Genomic DNA, 26333 nt, shown 5'->3' with positions numbered 1-26333 from the left:
AAATGTAAGCGGATATAAATAGGCTGGGGGTTTCTTGATACAGAGCCCCTGGCCTTTTTGTTTGATCTTTATCGCGAGCTATTCCTATTTAATCAAAAGTGATTTATACTGACTTCGAAGCTTATTGAGATAAATGGTCAATAAGCACCCGAGCTCTAGGGGTTAATCATGGCTATGACAGGGCTATTTGACAGTCTAATCTCCCTGGTATGCCGTGATCCCAGCTAGGTAAACCGTTTACAACATTCGTTTAGTAGCGTTTTCTTTGGCAATGATGTTTAGACAATTATTGATAAACATCAATCAGATTGTTGCATTAATAAATTAATGTCTATGTCTCATCTCCCTTCTGCACTGTGGTTAACAGTGAGTCCTAATCTCAAGAAATTTGACCAGCGAGTTTTATGTCGTTTGTCAAAACGGGTTTCAATTGCCCGTTGGGAATACATACAAACTGCGGATGAGCCCTGCTGTTTAGAGGTGGTGCTTGGGTTGTTATACGAATATTTGCATAGCCATTTTGCCCACACACAGACCCCCATACATCTGGTAGGCCATGGTCTGAGTGGGATTGTTGGCTGGCTGTATGCGCAGCGGTATCCCCAGCATGTCAGGTCATTGACACTGTTGTCGGTTGGTGCGAACCCAGGGGTGAATTGGCATGCACATTATTACGCTCTGCGACAGCTGCTGCCCTGTAGTCGTGAAATTGTCCTAGCCCAAATGGTGAGAATGTTGTTTGGTGCTTGCAGCTGTGACATCACACGTGTGCTGGTTGAAATGCTCAAACAAGATTTAGATTCAGGCATGGCACTCCATTCTCTAGTGAATTGTCAAGAGATTAAATCCACTCAAATTGAGCCGCCGTTGTTGGTATGTCGGGGGGCTCATGATGCGGTAGTCAGCTCTGTAGAGCGCTGGCAGCCGTTGCTGAAATCTGACGACCGGGTGTGGAACTGTCCTGAAGGTCATCACTTTTTTCACTTTGATCAGCCGCGTCTGGTAGAAACCACCATTTTGAACTATTGGCAACATATAGAACAGCCGCATTCTGCAGCTGCACTTTGGCATTAGCGTCAGGTATACCCCACATGTTGTAATCCACCCTACCACTATGTCTTCATTGCTGTTAAAACCCGATTATCGCTTCAAGCGTCGCGATCGCATTTCTATTGACACCTGTACCCTCTGGCAGGTGGAGTCTGGTTTTGTACGTACTGTCACCTGGAATGAAGACGGTGAAATCGTTGTTCTAGGGTTATGGAATCCAGGCAGCATCATCGGCGTGCCCATTAGCCAAATCGAACCTTGTGAACTCCAATGTTTAAGCACGGTTGAATTGACCCGACTGCCATTGGATTATCCGCTTACCCTGGATATGCTGCTCAGACATACAGCCCAGGTCAATCGCCTACTACAAATTATGCACTGTCGTCAGGTCCAGGAACGACTGTTGCAGTTTGCCTGTTGGCTAGCAGAAAACTTTGGACAGCCCGCTAGTCACGGTCGGCTGATTACCGTAAAACTAACCCATCAAGAAATTGCGGAAACCATCGGCACATCCCGTGTCACCGTTACCCGCTTTATAAAACATCTGGAGACAGCCGGGTTAATGCGTTGGTCTGGACAAGAACGATTTATTAGCAACAAAGCCCTCAAGGCTCATCAGAGAGAATTGATGATTGCCTAAGCCAATCATCATCCAGAGGTCCGCAAAGGTCCGTAACGCGTTAGTGCCTGTGCTGATAGCCATCGGTACAGGCTTTCTTATTTCAAGTAATAGCCAACGAAATGCTTGTAGCTGAGTGAAATCAAGGCAAAACACAGGATAACAACAACTTATTATTAATTGACATTCACTCTTAATAATGCAATTAATTTGTACTGACTGTAACGAAGAGAGATTGATCATGAGGACACCAAAAGCTACTGAGTTATTTATGGCCCTGGGTTTAACAATTACCTTGGTGGGCTGTGCCGGAGAAACGGTGACAGAAGACACGGTCGATACTACATCTGAGGCACCGGTTGCGGAAATTGCTGAAGGCGGCGAAGGCGGTGAAGGCGGCACCGAATACAGTGAAGGTGAACAGGCTAATGCTGATTTTCAGGACAAACTGAGCGGAGCAGAGTTGCTGGGTGCCCTGCAAGAAGGCGGGCATGTGATCTATTTCCGCCATGCCCAGACTGAGCGGGACTATGCTGACCAGGCTGATCCCAACATGAGTCTTGATGACTGTGATACCCAGCGTAAGCTTAGCGATGTAGGCATACAGCAGTCTCAGGATATTGGTGCAGCCTTCACCGAGAAAGCTATTCCAGTAGATGATGTGATCACCAGCGAATATTGCCGAGCATGGCAGACGGCAGACCTCGCTTTTGGTCGCCACGAAAAGGACTCCAAGCTAAATTTCTTGCCTTTTGAGGAGTATACCGACGCGCAAGTGGAGGAAATGAAAGCCAATGTTATGCCTTTACTAACGGCGGTCCCCGAAAGTGGGCAAAACACCGTTATTGTCGGCCATGACGATATTTTTGAAGCGGCAACGGGCATCTATCCAGCCCCCCAAGGATTAGCCTATGTGCTTACTCCTGATGGGGCAGGTGGTTTCGAACTCGTTGCCAACATGCTGCCTGAAGAATGGGCAAACCTGTAATCCTGCCTAGTTTTCCATAACGCACACATCTCAGCCGATGGGGAATATGGCCAGTGCAGGAAGGGTGAGGACAAGGTCTTGAAGCGTCACTACTGCAAGGATCTGCTTCATTCCTCCGCCCTGATGCTTCCGTCCTTCGCGATATCACTCCATCGGATTTTCTATATATAAAATTGGGCGTTGCTGCTCCGAATTATGCTTTCATCCATAAGCATCTTATAGACAAGTAGGTAGGCCAAAAGTAAACGTCCCTAACACCGTGGCTTCGACTCCGCTCAACCAGCTAATTTAGAGAAATTAGCAACGGCAAAAATAGCATTAGTTAAACTTATAGCGTCTGCCAGCTGATTTGAGCCCATCCAGCTATTGTGAAACATTGATGGGCAAAGGGTTTTGAGTGTAAACAGGCTGAAGATTTATTGCCACCCAAGTTGATTTTATTGGCTATTGATGTCAATAAGCTTCTATGGGATAATTCGGATGATTCTGTGAAATTACTGAAAATAAAACTCGATAATGTTCAGACCTTTCAGTAACGAAGCGCTTACGCATTAATGCCAGCCTGATGTTTAAGCGCTGTATCTACAGCTCCTGATATAAGGGGATTTGAATCGTTGGTCACCGTAATGTCAGGATGCTGAAAGTAATGGTTTTGTAGCAAATTTCGTGTATTGATTTTCATCTGTGGAAATTCATCGCCCCACGGAATGATAATCAATCCTGATAATACGACGACAATTTACGGCGCTGTTTGCCTGTAGTCAATAGAAGGATCAGACTCTATGAAATTTTCACGACGTTCTCTTTTAATTAGTGGTGTTGGTTCAACCGCAGCATTTGCGGCAACCCAGGTGTTCGCACCGAAGCGCGGCATGGCTCAAACCGGTGAGATAAACCTGTACTCATCGCGACACTACAACACTGATGACAAGCTCTATCAGCAGTTTACTGAGCAAACTGGTATTCGCGTTAACTTGCTCGAAGGTAACGCCGATGAACTGTTGGAGCGATTGAAGGCAGAAGGAGATCGCAGTCCGGCGGATGTATTTATGACGGTGGATGCGGGTCGTCTTTGGCGGGCTGATCAAGAAGGTGTGTTTGCGCCTGTGTCTTCTAGTGCTTTAGATGAGCGAATTCCTGAGAGCCTCCGGCACCCCGATGGTCATTGGTTTGGGGTTAGCAAGCGGGCTCGGGTGCTGATGTACAACAAGGATCTAATTGAGTCCAGCATGCTCTCTACCTATGAAGCTCTGGCTGATGCTTCCTTGCGCGGCAAGGTTCTGACTCGCTCTTCGAGCAACATTTATAGTCAGTCTTTGACAGCCTCCATGATTTCGATTCATGGTGCAGCTGATACGGAAGAATGGGCCGCTGGCCTCGTGGCTAATTTTGCTCGTCAGCCCGAGGGCAATGACCGAGCTCAAATTGAGGCCGCCGCTGCTGGAATTGGCGGAGTTGCGATCGCAAACACCTATTACCTACCCCGCTACGCCAAGGACGAAGATCCCGCTAAACAGGAAATCTTCAAAAAGATTGGTGTGTTTTTCCCCAACCAGGGTGACGATGAGCGCGGCACCCATGTCAACATTAGCGGTGCTGGTGTAGTTAAGTCCGCCCCCAACCGCGATAATGCTGTCAAGTTCCTAGAGTTTCTAGCCAGCGACAACGCTCAGGCATTTTTTGCTCAGGGTAACAACGAGTATCCGGTTGTTGAAGGGATTCCCATTGATCCGGTTGTTGGTGAATTTGGCACCTTTAAGGCCGACACTCTCAATGTTAACCAGCTAGGAGAGAATCAGGCTGAAGCTGTACGCATTATGGACCGGGTTGGCTGGGTGTAAGTAAAGACTTTTACCAGATAAGTTCAGGCAGTCAAATAGAGGTTCCTCTTCTCGAAAAGCCCCCAACAGATCTATGGGACCTGTTGGGGTTTCTTGTCTGTTACCCCATCACTCATCCACCCATCTACAGCCTCAACCTGGGACTTTTGTTTTAGTAGTGCAATCTCTTTAGGTCTGGTCCAGTTGAAGCGTGGCTCAACCGCCAGTTTGTTGCTGATTTATCTCCAGTGTCTGGAGCTCTGCTTGGGTAATCAAACGAGGAGTTACCAAATAGATAACTGTCTTCAACCCTTCACCAAACAGATTTAGATATTTAACTTCAGCCTCAGTATTAGTGGATGAACGCATCTCATAAATCCTATGATTACGCACATCAGAGTCGTCGTTACCTTCGTAGAGCTGTAGCTCATATCCCTGAGCTGTTAACTCATCGATAATCGTTCGCGAAGCATCAATATAGTTCTGACCTTCGGCAATACGACAGTTTTGCAGCCCATAACAACCTGCTTGCGCACCTGGGATATGAGGAAAGTTATGGCTAAATTGAACCGCAATACCAGCTTCTGGCTCACTGTCTTGAGGGTCTAACTCATTCTCGTCATCAGAGGGAGCAAACGGCGGCTGTTCGATATCGTCGATGTCGTCCAACTCATCTAAAGGTTCTTCAACAATAAACTCGTCGATGTCAGGTAGGTTGTCAGGCACCTGGGTCAGCGGTGGGGGCTCAATCACCTCAGATGTCGGTGCGGGTGGGGGCGTGGTTTCAGGTTCTAGTTGAGTGACTGGGGGCACAACCACAGGCAGCGTAGTGATTGCGATCGCACCGCTCTGCTCAATCGCCTCCTCCGGTTCTGGTTCAACCAATGTTGATGACCACTGGGGCAGCGGTAGCAGTAGCAATGCCCCATGGAGTACAGCGGACAAAAATACCAGTCCCCCTAATCCCCCGAGAGCTGGCAGGCGATTCATCACAGATGGCCTAGCCAACGTCATCGGCTTGAAAATGCTGGGCAATTAACTCGGATACCTGACCAGGCTTGACTTTGGTATAGCGCTGTTTGTCAGGCATCACCACCATATTGGGACCAGCCTTACACTTATCCATACAGCCCGTCAGCTTGACCTCAACCGCATCGGTTAGACCACAGCTAGCAAGGGTGGCCTCGACTTCACGACATACCTGGGCCGCACCTCGTTTTCGACAGGTTGATTTTTGACAAATTAAAATTTTGGGTGGCTTACGCTTAGCCTGAGATGACACTGACTGCGGCGGAGTAGTCACAACTTCTAGCGGTTTTACCCGTACCACTTCCTGGGCCTTGAGCTTAGGTTCACCGGTTTCCTTGTCAATGGACTCCTCACCTACGACCCGCACCCAGTCACCCGTTTGCAAATAACGAAACAGCATTAACCGTACCGATTTAGGCAACTTAATCACATGTTGCTCATCCGAGGTACTGCGCAGGCTCAAATACTTAAAGGGAGATTTACCCCCCGCCATGAACCCTTCGAACCGGCCTTCTAAACAGAAGGTTTGCTTTGCCTTTGCCATGACAGTCCGTCTAGCTCACTAGGGCTAGTTTAACTCAGATCCCTGACCTTATTGAGATCAGTTCCTCTAAAATTAGGGGAACTAAACTTGGGAGGAAATCCTATTAGTAAAGGCTATTTAATACTGACAGAGTGAATCTATTTATTAGATACTGATTAAACCCTTTAAAGAACAGGGGATACAGCAACTTGACGATCATATTTACCATCGCCATTCGGCTTGTATGTAGAAAGATTTCTCAGCTTCTTGACACTTATTTTCATTTGCTGTTCAATTGAAACTGAGAATACTTTTCAAATGAACCCATAAAAAAGCCTCCCCAAAGGGAGGCAGATGTTTATTTGAGTTGTTTCTTGAATCCGGTTAGTTGTTGATTACAACCAAGGTGTCATTGGCCAAGAAGTGATTGAGGTGATAAGCGCGTTCTTCTGTCTCTAGCAAAATCGTTTCATACAAGTGACGTGTGGCGCGATCTCCCAAGCTTTCAGCCTGGGCAGCCTGACGACGTAAGACGGCAATAATCGCCTGTTCTCCGGCGAGGTCATTCTCAATCATCTGACGGCAACGATAGATACCATCGGGTTCTGGAGTAAAGCAGCATAGCTCAGCTAGTTTACTAAAGCTGGCAGCTGGTACTCCGCCCAGACCATCTAGGCGTTCGCCAATGTCGTGGACATGGTCTTTTACCTGGTCATAGCTTTCCTCAAAATAGTTATGAATTTGGTAAAATTCGGCTCCTTCTACGACAAAGTGGTGCTTCTGGTACTGAATGTACATGGCCTGGAAACTGGCCAGCAGGATGTTCAGTCCTTCACAAACGGGGGTGGTGACGGATGTTTCTAGTGCGATCGCATTCTCAGTAACTTCACCAAAGGGGGTAACGAGTGCGGATGAGCTAACCATGTATAACTGACTCCTTGAAAGCATGTATGCACGATATCGAAGCTCAACTGAGCCGATCGTTGCAGAGTTAATTGAACGATTGTTTCTACTTTCCCATGTTAACTCACTCCAGTTGACTGAAAGCATTGACATGCAAGGGATTGACCCTTTATGTGAGATGCATTCGCAATAGTCAATGCTACTAGTTAGCAGTAGCCTAGGGAGTTCACCTGCTTTGACTAGTTTTGACGTCCCACTGACATTTCTCACTGATGCAAGTAGCTTCTAGTTATTCTGTTACGGCTTATCAGAAAGTTATAACAATTCATTATTAATTTTCTATTTCATTTATAGATTACTTGGTAGAGATTTGCACTTATCACAGGTGATTCTTGGCCTATGGGCAAAGTTTAGTTTAGCTGTATTTGTTTGACTGTATAAGGTGTATCTATATTGTGTCAGTTTTATATTGCTAATGACTACTAGTAACCCGGTTTACGACTCTGCTGACACAACTCCCCCGTCTTTCCGTGTACTTTCCTGTAAAAACTATTGAGTTGTTCTATGGTTGAAATTGATTGTTGTGAGCGCTGGGAAGCCTACTTTCGCTTGCAAGAGTTGGGAATTGCCTGTGACTGTAAAAGCTATCAGCCTCTTAAGGTTGATGTGACATCTGCCACCGAAGCCATTCAGGTATGGTGCATCACCAATCGTTTAACTAAATCACGTCAGCAGCTAGCAACCTGGCTAGAAACCTGTCTGACCCTGATCTAATGTCTCAATCAGAATCTCTCCAGCTTTAACCGCTAGGGAGATCACGTTAACTGAACCAATCAGAGGAGTTGAGCGCTTGAGATCGGCTCAACTCCTAAGTTATATGGGTGCAACTTCGCGATCTACCTGATTGCGGCTGCCCTTCTGCATAGGGGAGACTTGCAGACCAGCAGTGGCAGTTCATAGAACCTCTCTACCTGCAGCTCTTCTCTAAGCCTTTTGGGTAGGCTTGTTCAATATTAGGGGAGAGCGCCTGAACAGCCAATTTCAAGCTGTTCTTTATTTGACTGTTAACCCCTAAGTCTCCTCACTACGTTTTGCCTTAGCCCACTGCCACAGTCAGGTTCAGCACAAGACTTTTTATAAACTTAGGCTCCCGCGCTTAGATCATTCCCCCGTTACCCCATCACTCATCTACCCATCTACAGCCTCAACCTGAGACTTTATGTTTGTGCAATCCCCTTAATGTCTCTCACTGCAAGTCTTTCAAAATGTAGGCTGGGTCAAATTCGTCTATTTAATAAGAAATAGTCTTATCAAAAAAATTAAAAAAGAAAAGACAGAAATGTCAAAGGATAGAGACATAGACAGCTTACAGGGCGGATAGCTTATCCTTTCAGTTCACTTAGAATCCATATAGGAAGGAGCCCGAGCGTCCTCAGTTTTTTATGATGCCTAAACTCAAACCTACTAATCAACCAACAATAATATTGTTATATAGATCACCATTATTAAGAATAAATGTCATTAGTTGCCATACTGCACTTTATAAGACAGGCTGTTCTTAGCAATTGAAAATGATTAACTAAAAAATTGTTTTCAATTAGGGCCGTTGTTGCCTTGGCTCCCTCCTATAGCTAAACCACAACGGCACCCTCGTAGTTATCGGAGACATCATCACTATGCAGGCATATGGTGAATCGAGTCCGAGTTATGATTGGTGGGCGGGAAATTCTCGCTTTGCCGAACAATCCGGACTATTCATTACAGCTCATGCAGCTCAAGCTGCCCTGATTACTTTTTGGGCAGGTGCCTTTACTTTATTTGAGCTGTCCACATTTGACCCTTCTGTCCCGATGGGTGAACAAGGGCTGATTCTGCTGCCCCATCTGGCGACTCTTGGTTTGGGAGTCAGCGACGGCGGTTTAGTGGATACGTATCCAGCGTTTGTAGTTGGAACCGTACATCTGGTTTCCTCGGCAGTCTTAGCTGCTGGAGCCTTATTTCACCTGGTAAAGGGTGAAGCTGATTTAAGACAGGCCTCAGGTAGAGCCAAAGAATTTCATTTCGATTGGGACGACCCTAAGAAGTTGGGACTCATTTTAGGGCATCATCTTCTCTTTTTAGGTATGGGTGCATTAGGTCTGGTGCTCTGGGCTACCCAATGGCACGGGCTGTATGATCCTACTGTGGGCAATGTCCGTTTGATTAGTCAGCCAACATTAGATTTGGCGACAATCTATGGATATCAAACCCATTTTGCCAGCATTGATAGCTTGGAAGATTTAGTCGGGGGTCACGCTTTTGTGGGTGCCTTGCTGATTTTAGGGGGCATTTGGCACATTCTTGTACCGCCCCTACAGTGGGCTAAACGGGTGCTGTCATTTTCAGGAGAAGCCATTCTTTCCTATTCTTTAGGAGGCATTGCACTGGCTGCATTTGTGGCTGCTTACTTCTGCTCAGTTAACACCCTGGCCTATCCGACTGAGTTTTATGGGCCCATCCTTGAGGTCAAGTTAGGCGTATCTCCCTATTTTGCTGACACTGTAAAACTGCCTTTGGGAGCTCACACAGCTCGCTGCTGGTTAGCCAATGCCCACTTTTTCCTAGGGTTCTTCTTTTTGCAAGGACATCTGTGGCATGCTTTGCGGGCCATGGGGTTTGACTTTAAGCGGGTCAACCAGGCTCTAGATAGTGTTGCTCAGGTGTAAGACCTCAAGTTTCAAGTTTGCTTAAGGACCGGCCGATCGGTTCTCCTCTCTCAACCGGGCCCGTACCTATATAGGTGCGGGCTTTTTTATAGGTTACTCAGAGGCTGAAACGTACATACAGGTCACTATTGACTCGCAGTTTCATTTGCGGGGCATATCGTAATACAAGCGCCGTCCGGAGCGACCAAATTTACCCGAGATAACGGTTGCTTTAGACCGACGTTTCCATTGAGCATATCGAGGTTGATAGCACCACAGCCAGGCCAGCCGCAAGCCCCATGTTGATATGGCTATAAAGCAAGCAATCAGGAGCCAGTCGTGCCAAATCATAATGGTGAAAGCCTCAAGGAAAAAGGATCTGTGTCATCCGAATGCATGAGCCAACGACATCCGGCTTGGTATTTGCCTTCATGATAAACGATCTCAAGAAGCTGCCCACTATCGTAACTGTGATCTTTACAGCCGGGCAGCTGGCATGGTCTCTCGAACAATAGCGGCTCTCGAATCAGCAGACTGACGGCCTGCTGGCCATGCTTAACCAGCATTCTTCAAGCCGTAACCAGTCGCTCAGAATACTTGGAAAAATACTTCAAAATCAACAGATATTTCCCTCATATATGTGAATTTTAGAATTTGTTCTAGTAAACCTTTACTTTGGACGCGTTTGGTTAACGCATAATTAAACTCGATCACACTTATATATAAAACTTTTAGGGTGTATTGATAAGTTGACTAAGGCTGTTTTGATTACAACATGTATTTATAACCATAAAACTATGGGGCCATTACTGCCCCAAACTCAGCAACGGCGTTATTCGAGACTTGATCTGACTCCAAATTTTTGAGCTGCTTTGTGCTTCTAATCTAATTTTTGCTCCAGTTACCTCCGGAACAAGATGATTAGGTAACCGTATGAATAATAGCGATCGCGATCGCATTCTAGGGCTGCTAGAAAGTTATCGCAGTTTTGGCGTTAGTCAGTAGCAAATTGGCTCTGATGCTATTGGCTTTACCCCAAATGCTTGGTGCTCACCAAGCTGACACACTAACAAGCACTTCAATCTTTCTGATGACTTCGAAAATATTATTGGTGGAGAACGATGAGCCAACGTGCAAAATGTTACAACAACAGCTTGTACAACACGGATATAACGTAGTCTCTGCCATTGATGGAGGGGATAAAGGGATTTTAATGGCGGTGACTGAGGCACCAGACTTGATCATGATCGCGACGGATCTGCCCGTGATTGACGGTTGGCAGACCATTAAAATCCTCAAAAACTCTACCGTGACTCAAAACATACCTGTCATAGCGCTGATGGCCCTGACATCAGAGACGGAATGGGGCAAAGTCACTGAATCAGGCTGTGATGATTATGAGCTGAAACCAATTGATCTCACCAGTGTCTTGAACAAAATAAAAGCGCTGCTAAGTCCTACAGGTGTCTCTACTGTCTCAACCAAATTGAGTGGTTCAACCAGTCAGTTAGTTGACAGTTATCAGCCTATTCCTTACCCCGTAAAAGAATCTTCAGGCTCTAAACAATTAAACCAGCTAGCAAAGGCTGCTGCTCAAACAGCAGCCAGTCAATCCATGGTGGTTTACATTGATGACAGTCCGGCAGACAGCCGCACTCTGGCAGCCATTATCAAGGGTGCAGGCTATGGCTATGACAATATTAGCGAACCGTTAGAGGCAATTCCTACATTGTTAGAACTCAAACCTAGTCTTATTTTCTTGGACTTGGTGATGCCATTGACCAATGGCTATGAGGTATGTGCCCAGATTCGACGTACGTCTATTTTTCGAAAGACCCCCATTATTATTGTGACCAATAACAATGGCATTATTGATCGAGTTCGGGCCAGGATTGTGGGTGCATCAGGCTTCTTCAGCAAACCAGTTCATGAAAAGCGAGTTATAAAAGTTCTCCATAAACATCTAAGTGCTAGCAATAGCAACATCTCCAAGGGCGCTTCTCCAAGTCGTTTTTCATCCTTTATCTAATTATTTATATCAGTTGTTTAACAATCTTGTCTGAACCTAACAGTAATCACTCGTAATACTTTTGTTAGCTTCTGTTGATTTGAACTCATAACCGATGGCCATATCCGCCTAAACACATCAGCTATGACATCCACTGCCGTTAACTCTCTACAGTCTACGTCACAAACCGCTATAGCCCCGTCAGATCCACTCGGGCTGACGCCAATTCCCGAAGATACACGTCAACGATTTCTGCGATTTCAACTCTCTGGAGAGAATGAAACGCTATTACCGCTTGAGGTGATCGCTGAGGTGCTGCAATTAGAAGCGGTCGAGATCTTACCTATCCCCGAGGTGCCCAATTATTTATTAGGAGTATGCAACTGGCGCGGTGAAATTTTGTGGCTGACCGATCTAAATATCTTGGTGGGTTCGCTTCCTCTGTGGCAGTGGGCTCCCTCCTTGGAGAATCCGATGGTGATTGTGGTGGAATCGGGCGATCGCAAAGTGGGTCTAGTGGTAGAACAGGTGGATGATGTGGAACGGGTGGCTCCTGAAACCTTACATTTACCCACCGAGTTTGACTCTTCTCCAATAGCGCCTTTTGTCATGGGCTATCTACCCAACCACAGCGGGGTTGTACTGGATGTTGATGTGGTAGTTGAACGGTCATTGCAGGGACCACCATAATATCCTCTGCATTTTGCCATGAGCTTTTATGGCTGAGATGGTAGGGAGCTGGCTAACTCCTGTATTGAATCTGACGTATTGAAAGAACACACGACTAAGATTATCGATGGTGAATATGAATAACAACAGTGCTGATGAATTGCTAACAACTGTTGACACCCCCACAACAGACGAACAAGAGACTTATCCAGAGCTGATGCTCACTGCGGATGATTTGGCCCTACGCCAGACGGTGGCAGAACCGCCTCCAACTGAACTAACTGCCCTGGCGGTAGAATCTGTACCGCTGCCTCGCAGTCAAAATAGACGCCCGTTTGCGATCGCAAATGCCATGGCTCAGGCCGCTAACCTCGACAATCTCTATCAAATTACCGTCACTGAACTCCGTAAGCGGTTTGCCGTTGAGCGTGCTCTGATCTATCAGTTTCAGTCCGAAGCCCAGGGCACTGTCATTGCAGAATCCTTAACCGCTGGCTATAGCCCCACACTTAGCCAGTCTTTACCAGCCCTGATCTTTGGTCAAGAAACCACCCAGCTCTATCAACAGCAGGCAGTCGTTAGCATTACCAACGTCACCAACGATGCCATCACCCCATATCAGATGCAGCTGTTTCAGAGCTTCCAGATACAGGCAAGTTTGAGCCTACCCATTTTTATTAACGAACAAGTTTGGGGACTGCTGGTAATCCAGAGTTGTCAAGGTTCTCGTCAGTGGAACGACAGCGAAATTGCCTTACTCTATCAGGTAGTTACCGAACTCACCCTAAAGCTTCAGACCTATGAACTGCAGCACCAAAGTCAGCAGGAAATCATCCGGGAGCAACTGATTACAAACCTGGTTCAAAACATTCGTGTGGCTACGGACACCCAACAAGTCTTTGACACTATTACTCGTACCCTACGGCAGTTTCTCAAAACAGATCGGGTAGCTATTTTTAAGTTTGATCCAGAAGCTGAAAGCACAGGAGAGATCGTTGCCGAGAACGTCCACGGTGATTTTGTTCTGATCAAAGACATACCCGTTGAGAACTATGGCTTTGATGCTCACATGCTGGCTGCCTATCGACAAGGAGATTGTTGGGTCGCTGCTGATGTTCGCACTCAGGGATTAGCTGAACAACATCTTGATCTGTTGACTCAGTTTCAGGTGCGCGCCAGTTTGGTAGTCCCGCTGATGCGAGGGGAGCAACTTTGGGGACTATTCTGTGTACATCAATGTAGCGGTTTGCGTCAGTGGCAAGAGTCTGAAGTTGCTTTTGTTCAGCGAATTACTAGCCAGCTAGGTCTCGCTCTAGAGCAGGCTGACTATCATCAACATGCTAAAAACATAGTGATGCAAGAATTGCTGCTGTCTAAAATCACCGAGCGTCTACGCAAGAGTACAGACCTATCGGAAACACTAAAAGCAACTGTTCGCGACATCCGTCAGATCTTTAAGGCCGATCGGGTCGGGCTATTCCAGTTTGATATGGCCACCCACTATGCAACGGGTGAATTTGTGGTTGAAGATGTGGCCCCTGGTGTGTTCTCAGCCATGGCTGCCAAGGTCAAGGATCACTGTTTTGCCGAAGGGCAGGCAGAAAACTACCGTAAAGGTCGCCATTGGGTTGTCAATGATATAACCGCTCTAGACCTGCCCGATTGTTTAGTAGATCTGCTGTCAGAACTCCGTGTCAGAGCCAGTCTAGCGGTGCCTTTACTCAAAGGCAATATCCTCTGGGGGCTCTTCTGTGTTCACGAATGCAGTGGTCCCCGAGTTTGGCAAGAGACTGAAGTGCAATTTGCTAAACGGATTGGGGCTCAGCTCAACCTGGTACTGCAGCAGGCAGACTACCTCGATCAAGTCAAAGAGAAAAATCAGCAGCTAGAACGGGTGGCAACCCAGGAGCGATTAATCACTAAGATTACTGAACGGCTGCGGAAGACAACAGACTTGCCTAAAACTCTCAAGGCAACGGTGCGCGATATCCGCCAGTTGCTCAATGCCGACCGGGTGGGTATGTATCAGTTTGATATCTCTACGAACTATACTGTCGGTGAATTTGTGGTTGAAGATGTGGCCCAGGACATTTTCTCGGCCATGGCGGCTAAGGTCCAGGACCATTGTTTTGGAGAAAGTCAGGCAGAAAACTATCGTAAAGGTCGCTATTGGGTGGTAAATGATATTACCACCCTCGATCTTCCAGACTGCCTGGTAGAACTGCTCTCCCAGCTGCAGGTGCGGGCCAGTATGGTGGTGCCTTTGCTCAAAGGAGACATTCTCTGGGGTCTGTTTTGTGTGCATCAGTGCAGCGGCCCTCGTACATGGCAGGAGTCTGAAGTGGAGTTTATTCAACGCATTGGGACTCAGCTGAACCTGGCGCTGCAGCAAGGAGAATATTTAGAACAGCTCAAAGCTAAAAACACTGCCCTGACTGAAATTGTTCTAGAGGTGCAAAAAGCAGCTGATCAGGTAGGCCAGACATCGCAGCTTAATGCAATCTCCATTAGCAAACAAACTATGGCTCTGACCCAGGTGTTAAAGCGGGTCCAGGACCTGATGAGCCTCTCTGAAGGGGTCGTGGGCGATGCGCAACAGGTAGAAACAGCCGTACAGCAAGCTAACCAGACGGTCAGCGTGGGTGATATGGCGATGAACCGCACTGTGGATGGCATTATGACCATTCGGTCAACTGTAGCTGACACCAACCAGCGCATCAAACGCCTGAGTGAGTCGTCTCAGAAAATTTCTAAGGTGGTCAATCTGATTAGCCACTTTACGACTCAAACCCAACTACTGGCCTTGAATGCGTCCATTGAAGCAACCCGTGCAGGAGAGTATGGGCGAGGGTTTGCAGTAGTGGCCGATGAGGTGCGATCGCTAGCCCGCCAGTCCGCCGAGGCCGCCACTGAAATCGAGCAGCTAGTCCAGGAAATCCAGATCGGCACCGCTGAGGTTTCCACTGCCATGGAAACGGGGATACAGCAGGTAGCTCAAGGCACCAACTTAGTCACAGACGCCCGTCGCAACCTGACAGCAATTGTCGAAGCCACCGGTCAGATTAGCAACCTGATTGAAGAAATCACCCAGGCCACTCACAAACAGGCCGATGAATTTAAGGGTGTGACGGCGACCGTAACAGAAGCCACCCAGACAGCCAGTCAGACCTCTAAAAACTCAGAACAATTGACCCAGTCAATTCATCAACTGCTGACCACAGCCAAGGCCCTGCAAGCAGGTACGAGCACATAAAGTCTAACTGTCTTACTTGGCAGCGTCTTCCCACCGGAGATACGCTGCCGACCGTCTGAATGCCATAGCAATTTCGTTTTCAGTGAATGATGACTTCTGATTCTGTGAGTTCCCAGCAGATCCCCGCCTACTTTTTGCAAGAAGCGTCTGAACTGCTTCAGCAAATGGACAATGAACTGCAAACCCTCCACCAAGATTTTGGTGTCCAGAAGGTCTACGCGCTGATGCGAACCGCCCACACCCTTAAAGGAGCCGCTGCCAGTGTTGGATTAGAACACATAAAAACCACCACCCATTCCCTAGAGAATGTGTTTAGAGCCTTGTGTGACCCCAACGCAACGCTGACACCGGCCGTAGAATCGCTCATTTTTGAGGCCTACAGCTGTCTACAGCTGCTGCTATCAGCCCAAACAGCAACAACTCAAATCGATGAGTCCAGTATTCTAGAACGCATGGCCGATGTGATCTCAAATCTGGAAAACCATCTGGGAAATCGATTTGGCCAAAACGTTGATTTACCCAACTCCAGTGCCCTGGGGGTAGACATTACCCAATCTGTTTTTGAAAAGGGTGTCGACAAACGTCTCCAGGAGTTAGAGAACGCCCTTGAGACTCCCGAGCCAGCTGCACTGACTGCACTGCTACGAGCCCATGCTGATGTCTTTAGTGGCTTAGCCGAGTCTTTTAACCTACCAGGGTTTGGAGATATTGTCCGCACCACCTTAAAAGCACTGGATCGTAGACCCGAACTGGTGATACAGATTGCCCAGATTGCCCTAGATGACTACCGGGCTGGTCAGCGTCAGGTGCTAGAAGGCGATCGCACCCGTGGGGGTGAGCCTAGTCTGATGCTCAAAAAACTGGCCACACCGCCCAAGCCTTCTAAAAACAACTGGCTTGGACAAGTGTGGAATGCGCTTAACCAACCCATTCCACGTACGGCTACCCCACCAAAGCCTCACCCTCCTCAAACGTTAACCTCACCCCAGCCAGCCAAGTCATTGCCCCATCAGGGAGGAGGCGTTGATGATTTACTCGCACCCACTGCTGCAGACTCGATTGCCGCACCGCTCACAACAAACGATGACTTATTGACCACAACCTCTCCTAATGTAGAAGTTGTTAACGACGGGGCTAATAGATCACTCTCAGCCGACGGACCGCCACCCGCCGTCCTCTCTGATCCACCAGGGAGATCCACTTCCCATACTTCCAGTCTGAAAGTATCCGTTGACCATCTTGAACAGATTAATCACGCCATTGGTGATCTTCTCACTCAACAAAACCGACAGACGCTCTACCACGAACAGCTAACCGTCAGCGTCAAAACATTACTCAAACAGCTAGGGCAGCAACAACGACAGTTAATCGAACTACAAAGCCAGGCCACGTCAGTAACCAATACCCTGGCACACACACCCTCGACCGAACATCAGTTTGATGCGTTAGAACTAGACCACTACAGCGAACTACAGTTACAGGTTCAATCCTCTTTGGACACCTTAGTACAACAGTTGGAAAGCGCTGAAGCGATTGAGCTGTTTGTCCGCCACAGCACCCAAACAATCCAAAAACAACAGAGGCTAATTAACAGCCTACGAGAGACTCTGGTTGAGGCTAGGATGCAGCCAATCGAAAGTATATTTCAACGATTTCACCAGGTACTGGGACGTTTGGTCGCTCAGCAGGGCAAACCTGTGGAGCTAACAATTGAAGGGGGACATGTTTTAGTCGATAAAATGATTGCCGATAAGCTATATGAACCACTGCTGCATCTGGTGCGCAATGCGTTTGACCACGGGATTGAAAAACCATGGGAGCGTCAACAGCAAGAGAAAGAAGACAGCGCCCAAATTCAGCTATCGGCTAAACAAGAAGGGCATCATCTCAACATTAGCGTTCGGGACAATGGGCGAGGCTTAAACCTTGAGGCGATTTGTCAAAAAGCTATTTATCAACAGCTGATCACCCCAACAGAAGCTCAACAACTCACCCCCGAGCAAATCAGTCATTTAATTTTTAGACCCGGCTTTTCAACGACGGCTCAAGTCAACGATCTCTCAGGGAGAGGTTTTGGGCTAGATGCCGCACGGGCACAGGTCCAGGCCCTGCAGGGCCAGATCACAATTAGCCATAAGCCGCATCAGGAAACATGCTTTACCCTGAAGATTCCTACCAACTTAACCATTGCCAAACTGTTGGTCTGTCAGGCGGGTGAAACGTTATACACATTTATGACTGATGCTATTGAACAAATCTTAATTCCTAAACCTGAGCAGATCAGCACCCGTAAGAACAATAAAGTCTTAAGTTGGCAGATTGATGGCAAAGAGTGTCTGATCCCCCTCATTTCACTGACAAAATCTCTTACCTATCATGCCACTCTTCCCCCCAACTACTGGCCAGAGACTAAACCAGCGGTAGAAAGAGCTAACCCAGTTATTCTCATGCGTCACCATGAGCGGATTGTCGGGCTAGAAAGCGATCAGCTGTTGGGAGAACAGGAATTGGTGATCCGCTCACTGGGAAATAGTACACCCATACCAGATTACATCTATGGCTGTAGCATCCTGCCGGATGGCCGTCTGAGTCTGGTAATTGATGCGGCAGCTTTAACCCTGGAGGCTTTACAACGGTCAGCACCAAAGTCTCATGGGGTGGTCGTTAAGCCTGCACCCACCCGTCGTCCACCCAAACCGACGGGTAAGCAGTCCATCTTAGTGGTAGACGACTCAATTACGGTACGCAACACCCTGACCCAAGGCTTACAAAAGTCTGGATACATGGTGATCCAGGCGAAGGAGGGCAACGAAGCTTTACAAAAGCTGCATCACTCTCAGGTTACGGCTATCTTATGCGATTTGGAAATGCCTGGGATGAACGGCTTTGATTTTCTCAGAGCCCGTCGGCAAATTCCTGAAATTGCGGCAATTCCAACTATTATGCTGACATCTCGTACAGGCAATAAACACCGACAGCTAGCTGAGGATCTAGGGGCTAACAACTATCTGACCAAGCCCTATCTGATGCCTCAACTTTTAGCGACCATCAACAATGTCCTAAGTGAATAAGGGGCAAAGGGCATTAATGGACTAAGACTAGTATTAATGACCCGAGAGTCTCCCAAATCAGCATGATTCACCCATTCCTTCCCATAGAACTGTTATGGATACTCCAACAGCAGAAACCGGAAAATTTATTATCTTTGACGTGGCTGACTACTGGTTTTTATTGCCTGTAACCGCCATCTTGAGAATCGTTAACTGTCCTCCTGCTACCCAGGGGGGTACTGTTGGCATTGGCTTAGTCCAGCTGGGCTCTCACACTATCCGTCTGGTCAATTTGTATCAAGAAGTGGGCCATGTATCTGCTCCAGACTATGCCCCGTTTTTAGTGGTGGTCCGAAATCCGCAAAAAGAGCTATGGGGGATTGCCCTAGAGCAGCCTCCTGACCTGATTGAGCTACCGCTAACAATCTTTAAACCAGTAGCCCTGGAAACTCCATTTGATCACAAAACAAATTGGATCAGTCACATGGCTATTGTGTCTGAAAAGGAGAGCGATCGCACCCTATTATTGCTAGATGTCCATGCAGTATTTCAACATAGCATTGGTCAGCCGCTCAGCGCTTGAGCCTGACCTTAATCAATTTTTGGGGGCACATCAATTTCAAAATGAATATGGTCATCATGACCACTAACCTTTCGACATAGCCCTTTTTTAATCAAAACCGGATCATTAAAATACAGTGTTCCTTTATTGACCCAGGGCTGCGCCCGCAACGCTTTCAAAATCTCCTCCGTCGCTTCGCGATCATAGTTAGCGTTCGACCATCGCGTATTCCCAAATCGCCCCCCCTTACGCGGTAGCACCACATCCCCTGCATTGCCGCTTTGGTGTCCAGCATGGTCGGGAGTCTTCCCCCCATTGGGCAAACTCACATCGTTAATGGCAATGGGAGCCACCTCTGATCGATTTTTGCGATAGGCCAGCTCATAGTGAATACCCGCCGCTCGAATCACATTACTAATCCAGTCGATGCCGTAGTCGTGGGTATCCCTTGGCTGGTCGAGCACCTCAACGTTGTAGAAGCCCACCCCCTGACCCGGCATGCGCATCCATTGAGGCGCATTGGCCGCTTCTAAAAATTGTTGGGTACTAAAACCAACATCTATGCGACCGTCACCGCGAATGGTAGTGCTACCTGAAATCGCGGTTTGAAACAACTGAATAGCCCGGATCAAAGCATCCATCGAACTACCGCTGGCAGAATCATATCCCAGATCCACCAACCGCTCGCGCACCCGTTTAACATCGCTGGCCCGATTAGCACCACCGGCCCCAACGCTGGCACTCAAAGCCAGCTTCTTAGCACCTGGATGCTTTTCAATGTAAGGAGTTAGGGTTAGGGAAGCAACGTCTGTTACCTGGCCAGCTACGACCTTTAGCCGTCGTAGCTGAGGTTTGGGCACTGCTAAGAAAATAGATTGAAACACCCACTGTTTACTATCGTTGACTTTTGTTGTTGCAATAGCAGTTTGATTGTTGTCAACATATAGGCTAACGGTCTCGCCCACCAGGTCATCACTGGCGGTACCCGCTAGTTGATAAGGGTGATAGATTTTGACCAGAGCAGGCACCTTAGTAAATCTAATACTTGGACTCACAGGCGGAGGGGTTACGGGCAAGGGCTCAGGTTCATCCGTATCAGTACCTGCAGAAACCAGAAAAAATCCCGGTGGCTCGTCGCTATTCAGCCATTCCTTAAGTACTTCAGTTCTAAAAAAGGTTTCACCCTCCACTTCCCCTTGGTGCGGAGACTTATCGATTTTTTGTCGATAGTGCCCACCTTCCATCAGATAAATAGCTTTATCAGTTTCCTTAATCCAGGTCCCCATATGTCCTCCAGCTAATAATGGTACAGCTAGGAAATTTTAATGACGCCAAGGTTATTGCAGATGTTAGCAGGGCGTCACCCATTAACTGACTCAATCTCAGCAGTTCTTTATATCTGGAAGCGCAGGTGGCTGACACCCGAGGTTTTACACCGACACTTGCTCTGATGGGATTGGCAGTTCAATACAAAATCGGGTGCCCGGCTGATCTACATTGGGCTCACACCAGAGTTTACCTTTATGGGTCTCAGTGATAATGCCATAGCTGATTGACAGCCCCATACCAGTGCCTTTGCCAACGTCCTTGGTGGTAAAAAAGGGATTAAAGATTTGCGATCGCAAATCCTCAGGAATACCTAAGCCATTATCCACAATCTGAATCAACAGTCGTTGATTCTTGACCATGGTTGAAATTTTAATCACGCTAGGATCTGCGATCGCTTCTGCCACCGTCAAAGCAGCATCCCGCTCATTGGCAGCTTCAATAGCATTGCTCAACAGATTCATAAAGACCTGATTCAGCTGCCCCACACAGCATTCAATCAACGGTAGTGAGCCATAATCTTTAACAATTTGAATATCAGGGTAACTATTGTCACGTTGCAAGCTACCTTGCAAGATCGTCAGGGTACTATCAATACCCTCATGGATATCCGCCTGCTTCACTTCTGCCTCGTGATGACGAGAAAAGTTGCGTAGGGAAAATACAATATCGCAGATACGGCTAGTACCAAGACTCATCGAGTTTAAGATTTTGACTAAATCTTTTTCAAGATAGTCAAGATCAATCTCGGTTATCTTATCGGAAATTTCTTTTGGAGGGTTGGGAACATACTGTTTGTAGAGCCCAATAATATCCAATAGATCCTCTACATAACGCTCAGCATGGTGTAGATTGGCATGAATAAAATTGACCGGATTATTGATTTCATGAGCAACACCAGCAACAAGTTGCCCCAGACTCAACATTTTTTCATTATGCACCAGCTGTATTTGTGTCTTTTGCAACTCACTAAGCGCATGATGCAATTCCCGTTCCGCTTGTTTTCTCTCAGTAATTTCACTGAGTAGCTGCATTTGCGTATGACGCAACGTCAAGTGTACTTTAATGCGAGCTAATACCTCATCGGGATGGATAGGTTTAGTAATATAATCAACAGCCCCGATACTAAGCCCTTTAACCTTATCAACTTCATCAGTCAAAGCCGTCATAAAAATGACCGGAATATCTTGGGTTTTAGGATTGCGCTTCAGCTTTTTGCACACCTCGAACCCATCCAGCCCTGGCATCATCACATCCAGTAGAATCAGATCCGGTAAAATTTTCTCTAGTTTCTTAAAGGCACTCTCCGCATTCTTAGCAATTGAGACCTTGTAGTTAGATTGCTGCAGAACCTCATAGAGGAGCTTAATATTAGTCGGAATATCGTCAACAATCAAAATCTCACCTTGTTGGGAACTCAACATGGTCTAGCGAGGTCCAAAGAAAAACATCATGAAAACCACGTCAATCACTATCAAAACAAGCGACGCTTTTTTTAGCTAATCGAGTAGATTTAGATTGCCCCAAAGTAGGTGTCTCACCAATAGAAGCTCATATACCTTAAAAGTTTATATGGGGTTTTACCAGTTGAACAATTCCTTCATCATCAAACTCATCAACTAATTTGAGCAATTTATCAACAAAAATTGTGTAATCCGGACTGAGCTGCCGAAGTCGAGCAATCTCATCTTGAATATCTGCAATATAACCTCTTTCAGCAGCTTCATAAAGCGGTATGAGCACGTCCGATGCAGGTACAATCATCGTCGATGCCATGTCAGACGATTGCTTTTCAGATTTGAGGTCGTATCGCCAATCTAGCTTTAGAAGTTGCTGCAGCTGCCCGATCAATTCGGGTGCTTTGATCGGCTTAGCTAAGAAGCTATTAAATCCAGCCTCAGTACAGTCTTGCCGTTCAATACCAGATAAATGGGCTGAAGACGCAATGATGGGTACTGATTGAAACTCAGCTAGATCCCGAAGCTGTTTGAGGAATTCATAACCATTCAGGTTAGGCATCAATAAATCCGTAACGATTAAGTCTGGTAAAAATGCTTGTGCCTTGGTTAATCCATCCTCACCATCTTGGGCCTCAAGGAGTTCAAAGCCAAGCGGTTCAAGTAAATTGACGATCACAGATCGATTTTCCCAACGATCATCAACGACTAAAATTTTTCTACGTCCGCCCTCATAGCCAATCAGCTGACCCAGCTCCTGATGTTGCAGATCAGCCTGTATCCAGTCCTCTGCCAGGGGAAAGGAAACCGTGAACTCAAAGGTACTGCCCATACCCAGCGTGCTTTTAACCTGGATACGGCTATCCATAAGTTCTATGATTTTTTGACTGATGGCAAGGCCTAACCCGGTTCCTTCAATCACATGTTTAGTATTATCCGTCTGCTCAAACGGCTCAAAGATCTTGCCAAGGTTATCAGCATCAATACCAATGCCAGTATCTTCAATAGCAAAATGCAGACGTGTCAGAGTTGCAACATCAGGATCAGATTGAGTCGCAACTCTGAGATGGACACTACCTGTGTGTGTAAACTTAACCGCGTTACCAATCAGATTTAACAAAACCTGGCGCAGACGTTTTTCATCTGCAACAATACCTGGAGGCAACGTATCGAGAGCCTCAAACACAAGCGGCAGATTTTTCTGCTCGGCTCGAATACGACAAATTTCGACCACACCTTGTAAAAAAGATGGAAAGTGAAACGGTTTAGGATTGAGTTCAAGCTTACGAGCCTCAATTTTAGAAATATCTAAAACGTCATTAATTAGCGTTAAAAGATGATTACCACATTGAGCAATAGTTTCAATACTTTTACGATCTTTTTCAGGACGATTTTTTTGAAACTGCAAGATTTGAGAGTAGCCTAGAATACCGTTTAGCGGCGTTCTCAGTTCATGGCTCATGTTAGCCAAAAACTCACTTTTGGCCAGGTTAGCAGAATCTGCTCGTTCCTTAGCTTCTGCCAGCTGCGCGGTGCGCTCAGCTACACGGGTTTCCAACATCTCAAAGGAGTCTTTAATTTGTTCGGCCATTTGATTGAACGCAGAAGATAACCCACGCAGTTCTCGAAGCCCCTTGACCTCAAGGGCTTGATCAAGATCCCCGGCAGCAATAGCCTGACTCGCCAGATTTAAACGATTAATTGGAGACGTAATCCACCTTGAAGTCAAAATTCCGAGTAAAGTTGCAATTATCAGCGCTGCAATACACAGCACAATCGTATTGCGAGTATTGGCATTGATCTGCCCCATAAAGTCAGATTCTGGAATAGTAACAATAACTAACCAGTCCAAGCCATAGTCATCACGCCAAGGTACAACCTGTACAAACTGTCGAGAGCCATCAATCAGAAACTCGAGTTGCTGATTCTCCGCAATATTTTCAAAATCACCAAATTCTGTTGTCAAAAATTGAGCTGTTGCTTGAACCGACATATCTTCACTATCAAGGATATGCAACCGCTCAGCTTCGCCATCTACTATGCGATATGTCGGTATAGAAACAGAATTACCAATAAGCAGACCAGTTCGTTCAATGATGGTCACCTTACCATGGGGGCTAATATCTAACTCCTTTAGAAAATTGCTGATATCGGTTAAAATTAAATCAACTGCAAAGACGCCTAAAATAGCCTGAGCTTGGTCATAAATGGGAAACGTCGCAGATGCTGCCACATAATCTTCAAACCCATCTGCTGTATAAACACTACTCCAGGTTGGTTTCCCAGCCTTGACCGCTTCTACATACCAATCATCTGCAGGAGCATAGTACTCGGTCGCATCAAGCAAATCAGTACGGCTTCCTTGACTATCAGTAGCATAGTTATAGTCTTTGCCATCTGCTAGGGAATGCTCCACAATGTTAACCCCAGAACCAGGGGGCCAACGCTGGGCAGCAACGCCTTCACCCGTTTGCAAGTAATATCCAAGAAATGTAAAATTCTCATGTACCTGGGCTTGTTTCCATAGATAACGACCCGTACGGTCAAAATCTTTAATATCCAGCAACCCCGTTGTTAAGGCATCAACGCTAATATCACCCAGCTGATGAGGTAATTCCAAATAAGCATCTAGATGCTGATCAACTCGGTCGCCGATCTCTGCACTCAGCTTTAAGGCCAGCTGATTAACTGCCTTTTGGCCATTCCGAAAAGAGAGATATCCGACTAACCCTACAGCGGTAAAAATCTGCAGAACAAATGGCACAATTAATGCCAACTTTAAGGGTATGCCTTGAACCTGGTATCCCCTATTAACCTTAACGTCGTTTGACATTCTGATTGCAGGTTGTGTTTGATCAGGTAAACAAATACAGTTTGAAGTCTAACATCTCACCTGGGTAGGGGTGTCAGACTTCAAACTGTACTTTAGGATGCCCTGACTAATCAATGATTAACGATGTGATGGCTGTTAGCTTTGTCACCCGAATATTCTCATCAGGTCGCTCAATACACATGTTAACCAGTCCAATAGGTTCATGCACCACAGATTTCTAACGCATGCCTTGACGTCCATCACAGGCAAACTTAATGCTGCGGCCCTAATTCATAAGCTTGATACCGCTCTGAACTTGCAAATTTAGTTAAATTCAAAACATGATGACTAAGAGAATAAGACATTAGAGATTTAAAGGGCATTTGAGACGCACCTAGGATATTACCAATACAGTTGGATGAATTGCACTGGCAATAAAATGGCCTATCGAGCTTTACTTCTGTAGTAAAATAAGCAAATGTTAACTCTTCTCCCTGTTCTATATCTCTTTCAGCAACAAGAGAGAAATCAGAGACATCGATAAAGGTATTTGGGGAACAATGATGATTCAGATTAGCAAAGACATGATCTATGATATGAGCATTGTCAGCTATTTGAACCGTTTGGTAGTTGGGTTTAGGTAAAATCAAAAACTCCTGGCTTTGATAGATCACCGTGCGGGCTTTGATCGTATCTGTGGCAATCACTGCATTAGTTAGCCAATCTCTACTCTCTATTTTAATCAGCGACTTTCTGGGTTGTATTCTCATTTTTTTTTAGGTAAATAAGGTCAAATGCTCTAAATTTTTCCTAACCTAGGACCATTAGCAAAGTTCATAGTTATAACGACTCTTTCTGCCCCCTGATTAAATGGAGCAAATCGCTGGAGACAGGCATCAGCTTTCAGTAGGAAAACATCTCTTGACTTGTGATATCTTCGCTGAATTTGATTTTCCGATATATCATGATTGATGCTCAAGTCTTGATCGGTAGACCTTTTGATAAATTCAAACGCCCCACCAGCATCTACTTTGGGAGCTTCAATAAACCAAACTAGCTGATATGCATGCTCTACACACTGCCAATTTTCATAATAATCTGCTTCATTGACATGTGTAATAGATATCCCTCCATGCTTAGAACTGTAAGGGATGACTTCATTAGCAGTAATCAGCAAGAGTAATTGGCGTAAAGACTGTGAGTAGTACAGTGCCGGTATAATGATACTTCTATGTTCAATATCCAATTGAGAAACTTGAGCTATTAGCGGTGCTTTATTTGTAGAAGCATCGGTCACTGAAACATTTGATGAAAAGTGATTCAAGAGTTCAGAAGTTTCTCCTCGCGCACCAGTTTGTAATACCAAAGGGATAAATTCCTTGAGGCAAACATAGTGACAACTTCTGAACTCCTGGAATAGTTGTTCTATTTTCTGTTTGCTATTGAGATTTTTCTTAGAAAAATATTTTTTCAATAGCGATTCAACTTGTTGTTGAGAACCAACGTTCAGAGTTTCGGTGATAATATCAGCCATTGATTAGGATAGGGCTAAGGATGACAATTAAGTTGTTTTCAGTAGT

Annotated in this window: 21 protein-coding genes; 11 read left to right on the top strand and 10 right to left on the bottom strand. The window is 46.2% G+C overall.

The annotated features are described in order from the left end of the window. The first annotated feature begins 333 nt into the window (after nt 1-333). From N836_RS69995 to N836_RS69985, 3 genes are all read left to right on the top strand, one after another. Nucleotides 334-1074, top strand: coding sequence for an alpha/beta fold hydrolase (locus N836_RS69995; RefSeq protein ID WP_023076615.1), 741 nt, complete (start codon nt 334-336; stop codon nt 1072-1074). Nucleotides 1075-1114: 40 nt separating this feature from the next. Further along, nucleotides 1115-1690, top strand: coding sequence for a Crp/Fnr family transcriptional regulator (locus N836_RS69990; RefSeq protein WP_023076614.1), 576 nt, complete (start codon nt 1115-1117; stop codon nt 1688-1690). 220 nt (nt 1691-1910) lie between these two features. Next, the gene (locus N836_RS69985) at nt 1911-2657 is read left to right on the top strand and encodes a histidine phosphatase family protein (RefSeq protein WP_031294527.1); all 747 of its coding nucleotides are present in this window, start codon (nt 1911-1913) and stop codon (nt 2655-2657) included. A 544-nt stretch (nt 2658-3201) separates the two neighbouring features. Here N836_RS69985 and N836_RS76810 read toward each other — a convergent pair. Continuing rightward, nucleotides 3202-3339: a hypothetical protein gene (locus N836_RS76810; RefSeq protein WP_161635055.1), complete on the bottom strand. Its 138-nt coding sequence runs from the start codon at nt 3337-3339 to the stop codon at nt 3202-3204. 100 nt (nt 3340-3439) lie between these two features. Between N836_RS76810 and N836_RS69980 the strand changes: the two genes are divergently transcribed. Continuing rightward, a complete protein-coding gene (locus N836_RS69980; RefSeq protein WP_023076610.1) occupies nt 3440-4498 on the top strand; it encodes a Fe(3+) ABC transporter substrate-binding protein in 1059 nt (352 codons plus the stop codon). 195 nt (nt 4499-4693) lie between these two features. Here the strand turns inward: N836_RS69980 and N836_RS69975 are convergent, their stop codons facing one another. The 3 genes from N836_RS69975 to N836_RS69965 all read right to left on the bottom strand — a co-directional run bounded on the left by N836_RS69975 (nt 4694) and on the right by N836_RS69965 (nt 6953). Continuing rightward, nucleotides 4694-5467, bottom strand: coding sequence for a hypothetical protein (locus N836_RS69975; RefSeq protein ID WP_031294525.1), 774 nt, complete (start codon nt 5465-5467; stop codon nt 4694-4696). Between the two features lie 10 nt (nt 5468-5477). After that, on the bottom strand, nt 5478-6050 hold the full coding sequence (locus N836_RS69970; RefSeq protein WP_023076608.1) for a (2Fe-2S) ferredoxin domain-containing protein: 573 nt from the start codon (nt 6048-6050) through the stop codon (nt 5478-5480). 363 nt (nt 6051-6413) lie between these two features. Further along, a complete protein-coding gene (locus N836_RS69965) occupies nt 6414-6953 on the bottom strand; it encodes a Dps family protein (RefSeq protein WP_023076607.1) in 540 nt (179 codons plus the stop codon). 543 nt (nt 6954-7496) lie between these two features. On the opposite strand from N836_RS69965, the gene N836_RS69960 reads away from it, so the two are divergent. Then, a complete protein-coding gene (locus N836_RS69960) occupies nt 7497-7706 on the top strand; it encodes an Asr1405/Asl0597 family protein (protein WP_023076606.1) in 210 nt (69 codons plus the stop codon). 902 nt (nt 7707-8608) lie between these two features. Next, the gene (locus N836_RS69955) at nt 8609-9637 is read left to right on the top strand and encodes a chlorophyll a/b binding light-harvesting protein (protein WP_023076605.1); all 1029 of its coding nucleotides are present in this window, start codon (nt 8609-8611) and stop codon (nt 9635-9637) included. 141 nt (nt 9638-9778) lie between these two features. Here the strand turns inward: N836_RS69955 and N836_RS76180 are convergent, their stop codons facing one another. Beyond that, the gene (locus tag N836_RS76180) at nt 9779-9967 is read right to left on the bottom strand and encodes a hypothetical protein (RefSeq protein ID WP_152532296.1); all 189 of its coding nucleotides are present in this window, start codon (nt 9965-9967) and stop codon (nt 9779-9781) included. 739 nt (nt 9968-10706) lie between these two features. Here N836_RS76180 and N836_RS74020 point away from each other — a divergent pair. The 5 genes from N836_RS74020 (at nt 10707) to N836_RS69930 (ending at nt 19179) form a co-directional block, all read left to right on the top strand. Then, nucleotides 10707-11645 (top strand): response regulator transcription factor, encoded by a 939-nt coding sequence (locus N836_RS74020; protein WP_081717019.1) that lies wholly within the window; start codon nt 10707-10709, stop codon nt 11643-11645. A gap of 123 nt (nt 11646-11768) precedes the next feature. Then, nucleotides 11769-12314: a chemotaxis protein CheW gene (locus N836_RS69945; RefSeq protein ID WP_023076602.1), complete on the top strand. Its 546-nt coding sequence runs from the start codon at nt 11769-11771 to the stop codon at nt 12312-12314. A 106-nt stretch (nt 12315-12420) separates the two neighbouring features. Continuing rightward, entirely contained in the window at nt 12421-15546 is a 3126-nt protein-coding gene (locus N836_RS69940) for a GAF domain-containing protein (RefSeq protein WP_023076601.1), read from the top strand. A gap of 86 nt (nt 15547-15632) precedes the next feature. Then, nucleotides 15633-18617, top strand: a complete 2985-nt coding sequence (locus N836_RS69935) for a hybrid sensor histidine kinase/response regulator (RefSeq protein WP_051394713.1) — start codon at nt 15633-15635, stop codon at nt 18615-18617. A 94-nt stretch (nt 18618-18711) separates the two neighbouring features. After that, nucleotides 18712-19179, top strand: coding sequence for a chemotaxis protein CheW (locus N836_RS69930; RefSeq protein ID WP_023076599.1), 468 nt, complete (start codon nt 18712-18714; stop codon nt 19177-19179). Between the two features lie 8 nt (nt 19180-19187). Here N836_RS69930 and N836_RS74015 read toward each other — a convergent pair whose 3' ends face one another. The 5 genes from N836_RS74015 to N836_RS69915 form a co-directional block, all read right to left on the bottom strand. Next, entirely contained in the window at nt 19188-20444 is a 1257-nt protein-coding gene (locus tag N836_RS74015) for a hypothetical protein (protein ID WP_023076598.1), read from the bottom strand. Nucleotides 20445-20588: 144 nt separating this feature from the next. Next, entirely contained in the window at nt 20589-21908 is a 1320-nt protein-coding gene (locus tag N836_RS69925; RefSeq protein ID WP_023076597.1) for a hybrid sensor histidine kinase/response regulator, read from the bottom strand. A gap of 136 nt (nt 21909-22044) precedes the next feature. Further along, on the bottom strand, nt 22045-24774 hold the full coding sequence (locus tag N836_RS69920; RefSeq protein ID WP_023076596.1) for an ATP-binding protein: 2730 nt from the start codon (nt 24772-24774) through the stop codon (nt 22045-22047). Nucleotides 24775-25025: 251 nt separating this feature from the next. Further along, nucleotides 25026-25523, bottom strand: coding sequence for an SET domain-containing protein-lysine N-methyltransferase (locus tag N836_RS74010; protein ID WP_023076595.1), 498 nt, complete (start codon nt 25521-25523; stop codon nt 25026-25028). A gap of 29 nt (nt 25524-25552) precedes the next feature. Then, complete coding sequence (locus N836_RS69915; RefSeq protein ID WP_023076594.1) at nt 25553-26287, bottom strand: HalD/BesD family halogenase; 735 nt, start codon at nt 26285-26287, stop codon at nt 25553-25555. Nucleotides 26288-26333: the final 46 nt, after the last annotated feature.

The sequence above is a fragment of the Leptolyngbya sp. Heron Island J genome, assembly GCF_000482245.1.
In the GTDB taxonomy this organism is placed as follows: Bacteria; Cyanobacteriota; Cyanobacteriia; order Phormidesmidales; family Phormidesmidaceae; genus Leptothoe.
The sequence above is the reverse complement of the archived record's forward strand: the minus strand, read 5'-3'. Positions and strand labels throughout refer to the sequence as shown.

Coding starts and splice junctions, on each gene's coding strand:
- N836_RS69995 (WP_023076615.1), top strand. CDS start 334: ATGTCTCATCTCCCTTCTGCACTGTGGTTAACAGTGAGTCCTAATCTC.
- N836_RS69990 (WP_023076614.1), top strand. CDS start 1,115: ATGTCTTCATTGCTGTTAAAACCCGATTATCGCTTCAAGCGTCGCGAT.
- N836_RS69985 (WP_031294527.1), top strand. CDS start 1,911: ATGAGGACACCAAAAGCTACTGAGTTATTTATGGCCCTGGGTTTAACA.
- N836_RS76810 (WP_161635055.1), bottom strand. CDS start 3,339: ATGAAAATCAATACACGAAATTTGCTACAAAACCATTACTTTCAGCAT.
- N836_RS69980 (WP_023076610.1), top strand. CDS start 3,440: ATGAAATTTTCACGACGTTCTCTTTTAATTAGTGGTGTTGGTTCAACC.
- N836_RS69975 (WP_031294525.1), bottom strand. CDS start 5,467: ATGAATCGCCTGCCAGCTCTCGGGGGATTAGGGGGACTGGTATTTTTG.
- N836_RS69970 (WP_023076608.1), bottom strand. CDS start 6,050: ATGGCAAAGGCAAAGCAAACCTTCTGTTTAGAAGGCCGGTTCGAAGGG.
- N836_RS69965 (WP_023076607.1), bottom strand. CDS start 6,953: ATGGTTAGCTCATCCGCACTCGTTACCCCCTTTGGTGAAGTTACTGAG.
- N836_RS69960 (WP_023076606.1), top strand. CDS start 7,497: ATGGTTGAAATTGATTGTTGTGAGCGCTGGGAAGCCTACTTTCGCTTG.
- N836_RS69955 (WP_023076605.1), top strand. CDS start 8,609: ATGCAGGCATATGGTGAATCGAGTCCGAGTTATGATTGGTGGGCGGGA.
- N836_RS76180 (WP_152532296.1), bottom strand. CDS start 9,967: ATGATTTGGCACGACTGGCTCCTGATTGCTTGCTTTATAGCCATATCA.
- N836_RS74020 (WP_081717019.1), top strand. CDS start 10,707: ATGACTTCGAAAATATTATTGGTGGAGAACGATGAGCCAACGTGCAAA.
- N836_RS69945 (WP_023076602.1), top strand. CDS start 11,769: ATGACATCCACTGCCGTTAACTCTCTACAGTCTACGTCACAAACCGCT.
- N836_RS69940 (WP_023076601.1), top strand. CDS start 12,421: ATGGTGAATATGAATAACAACAGTGCTGATGAATTGCTAACAACTGTT.
- N836_RS69935 (WP_051394713.1), top strand. CDS start 15,633: ATGATGACTTCTGATTCTGTGAGTTCCCAGCAGATCCCCGCCTACTTT.
- N836_RS69930 (WP_023076599.1), top strand. CDS start 18,712: ATGGATACTCCAACAGCAGAAACCGGAAAATTTATTATCTTTGACGTG.
- N836_RS74015 (WP_023076598.1), bottom strand. CDS start 20,444: ATGGGGACCTGGATTAAGGAAACTGATAAAGCTATTTATCTGATGGAA.
- N836_RS69925 (WP_023076597.1), bottom strand. CDS start 21,908: ATGTTGAGTTCCCAACAAGGTGAGATTTTGATTGTTGACGATATTCCG.
- N836_RS69920 (WP_023076596.1), bottom strand. CDS start 24,774: ATGTCAAACGACGTTAAGGTTAATAGGGGATACCAGGTTCAAGGCATA.
- N836_RS74010 (WP_023076595.1), bottom strand. CDS start 25,523: ATGAGAATACAACCCAGAAAGTCGCTGATTAAAATAGAGAGTAGAGAT.
- N836_RS69915 (WP_023076594.1), bottom strand. CDS start 26,287: ATGGCTGATATTATCACCGAAACTCTGAACGTTGGTTCTCAACAACAA.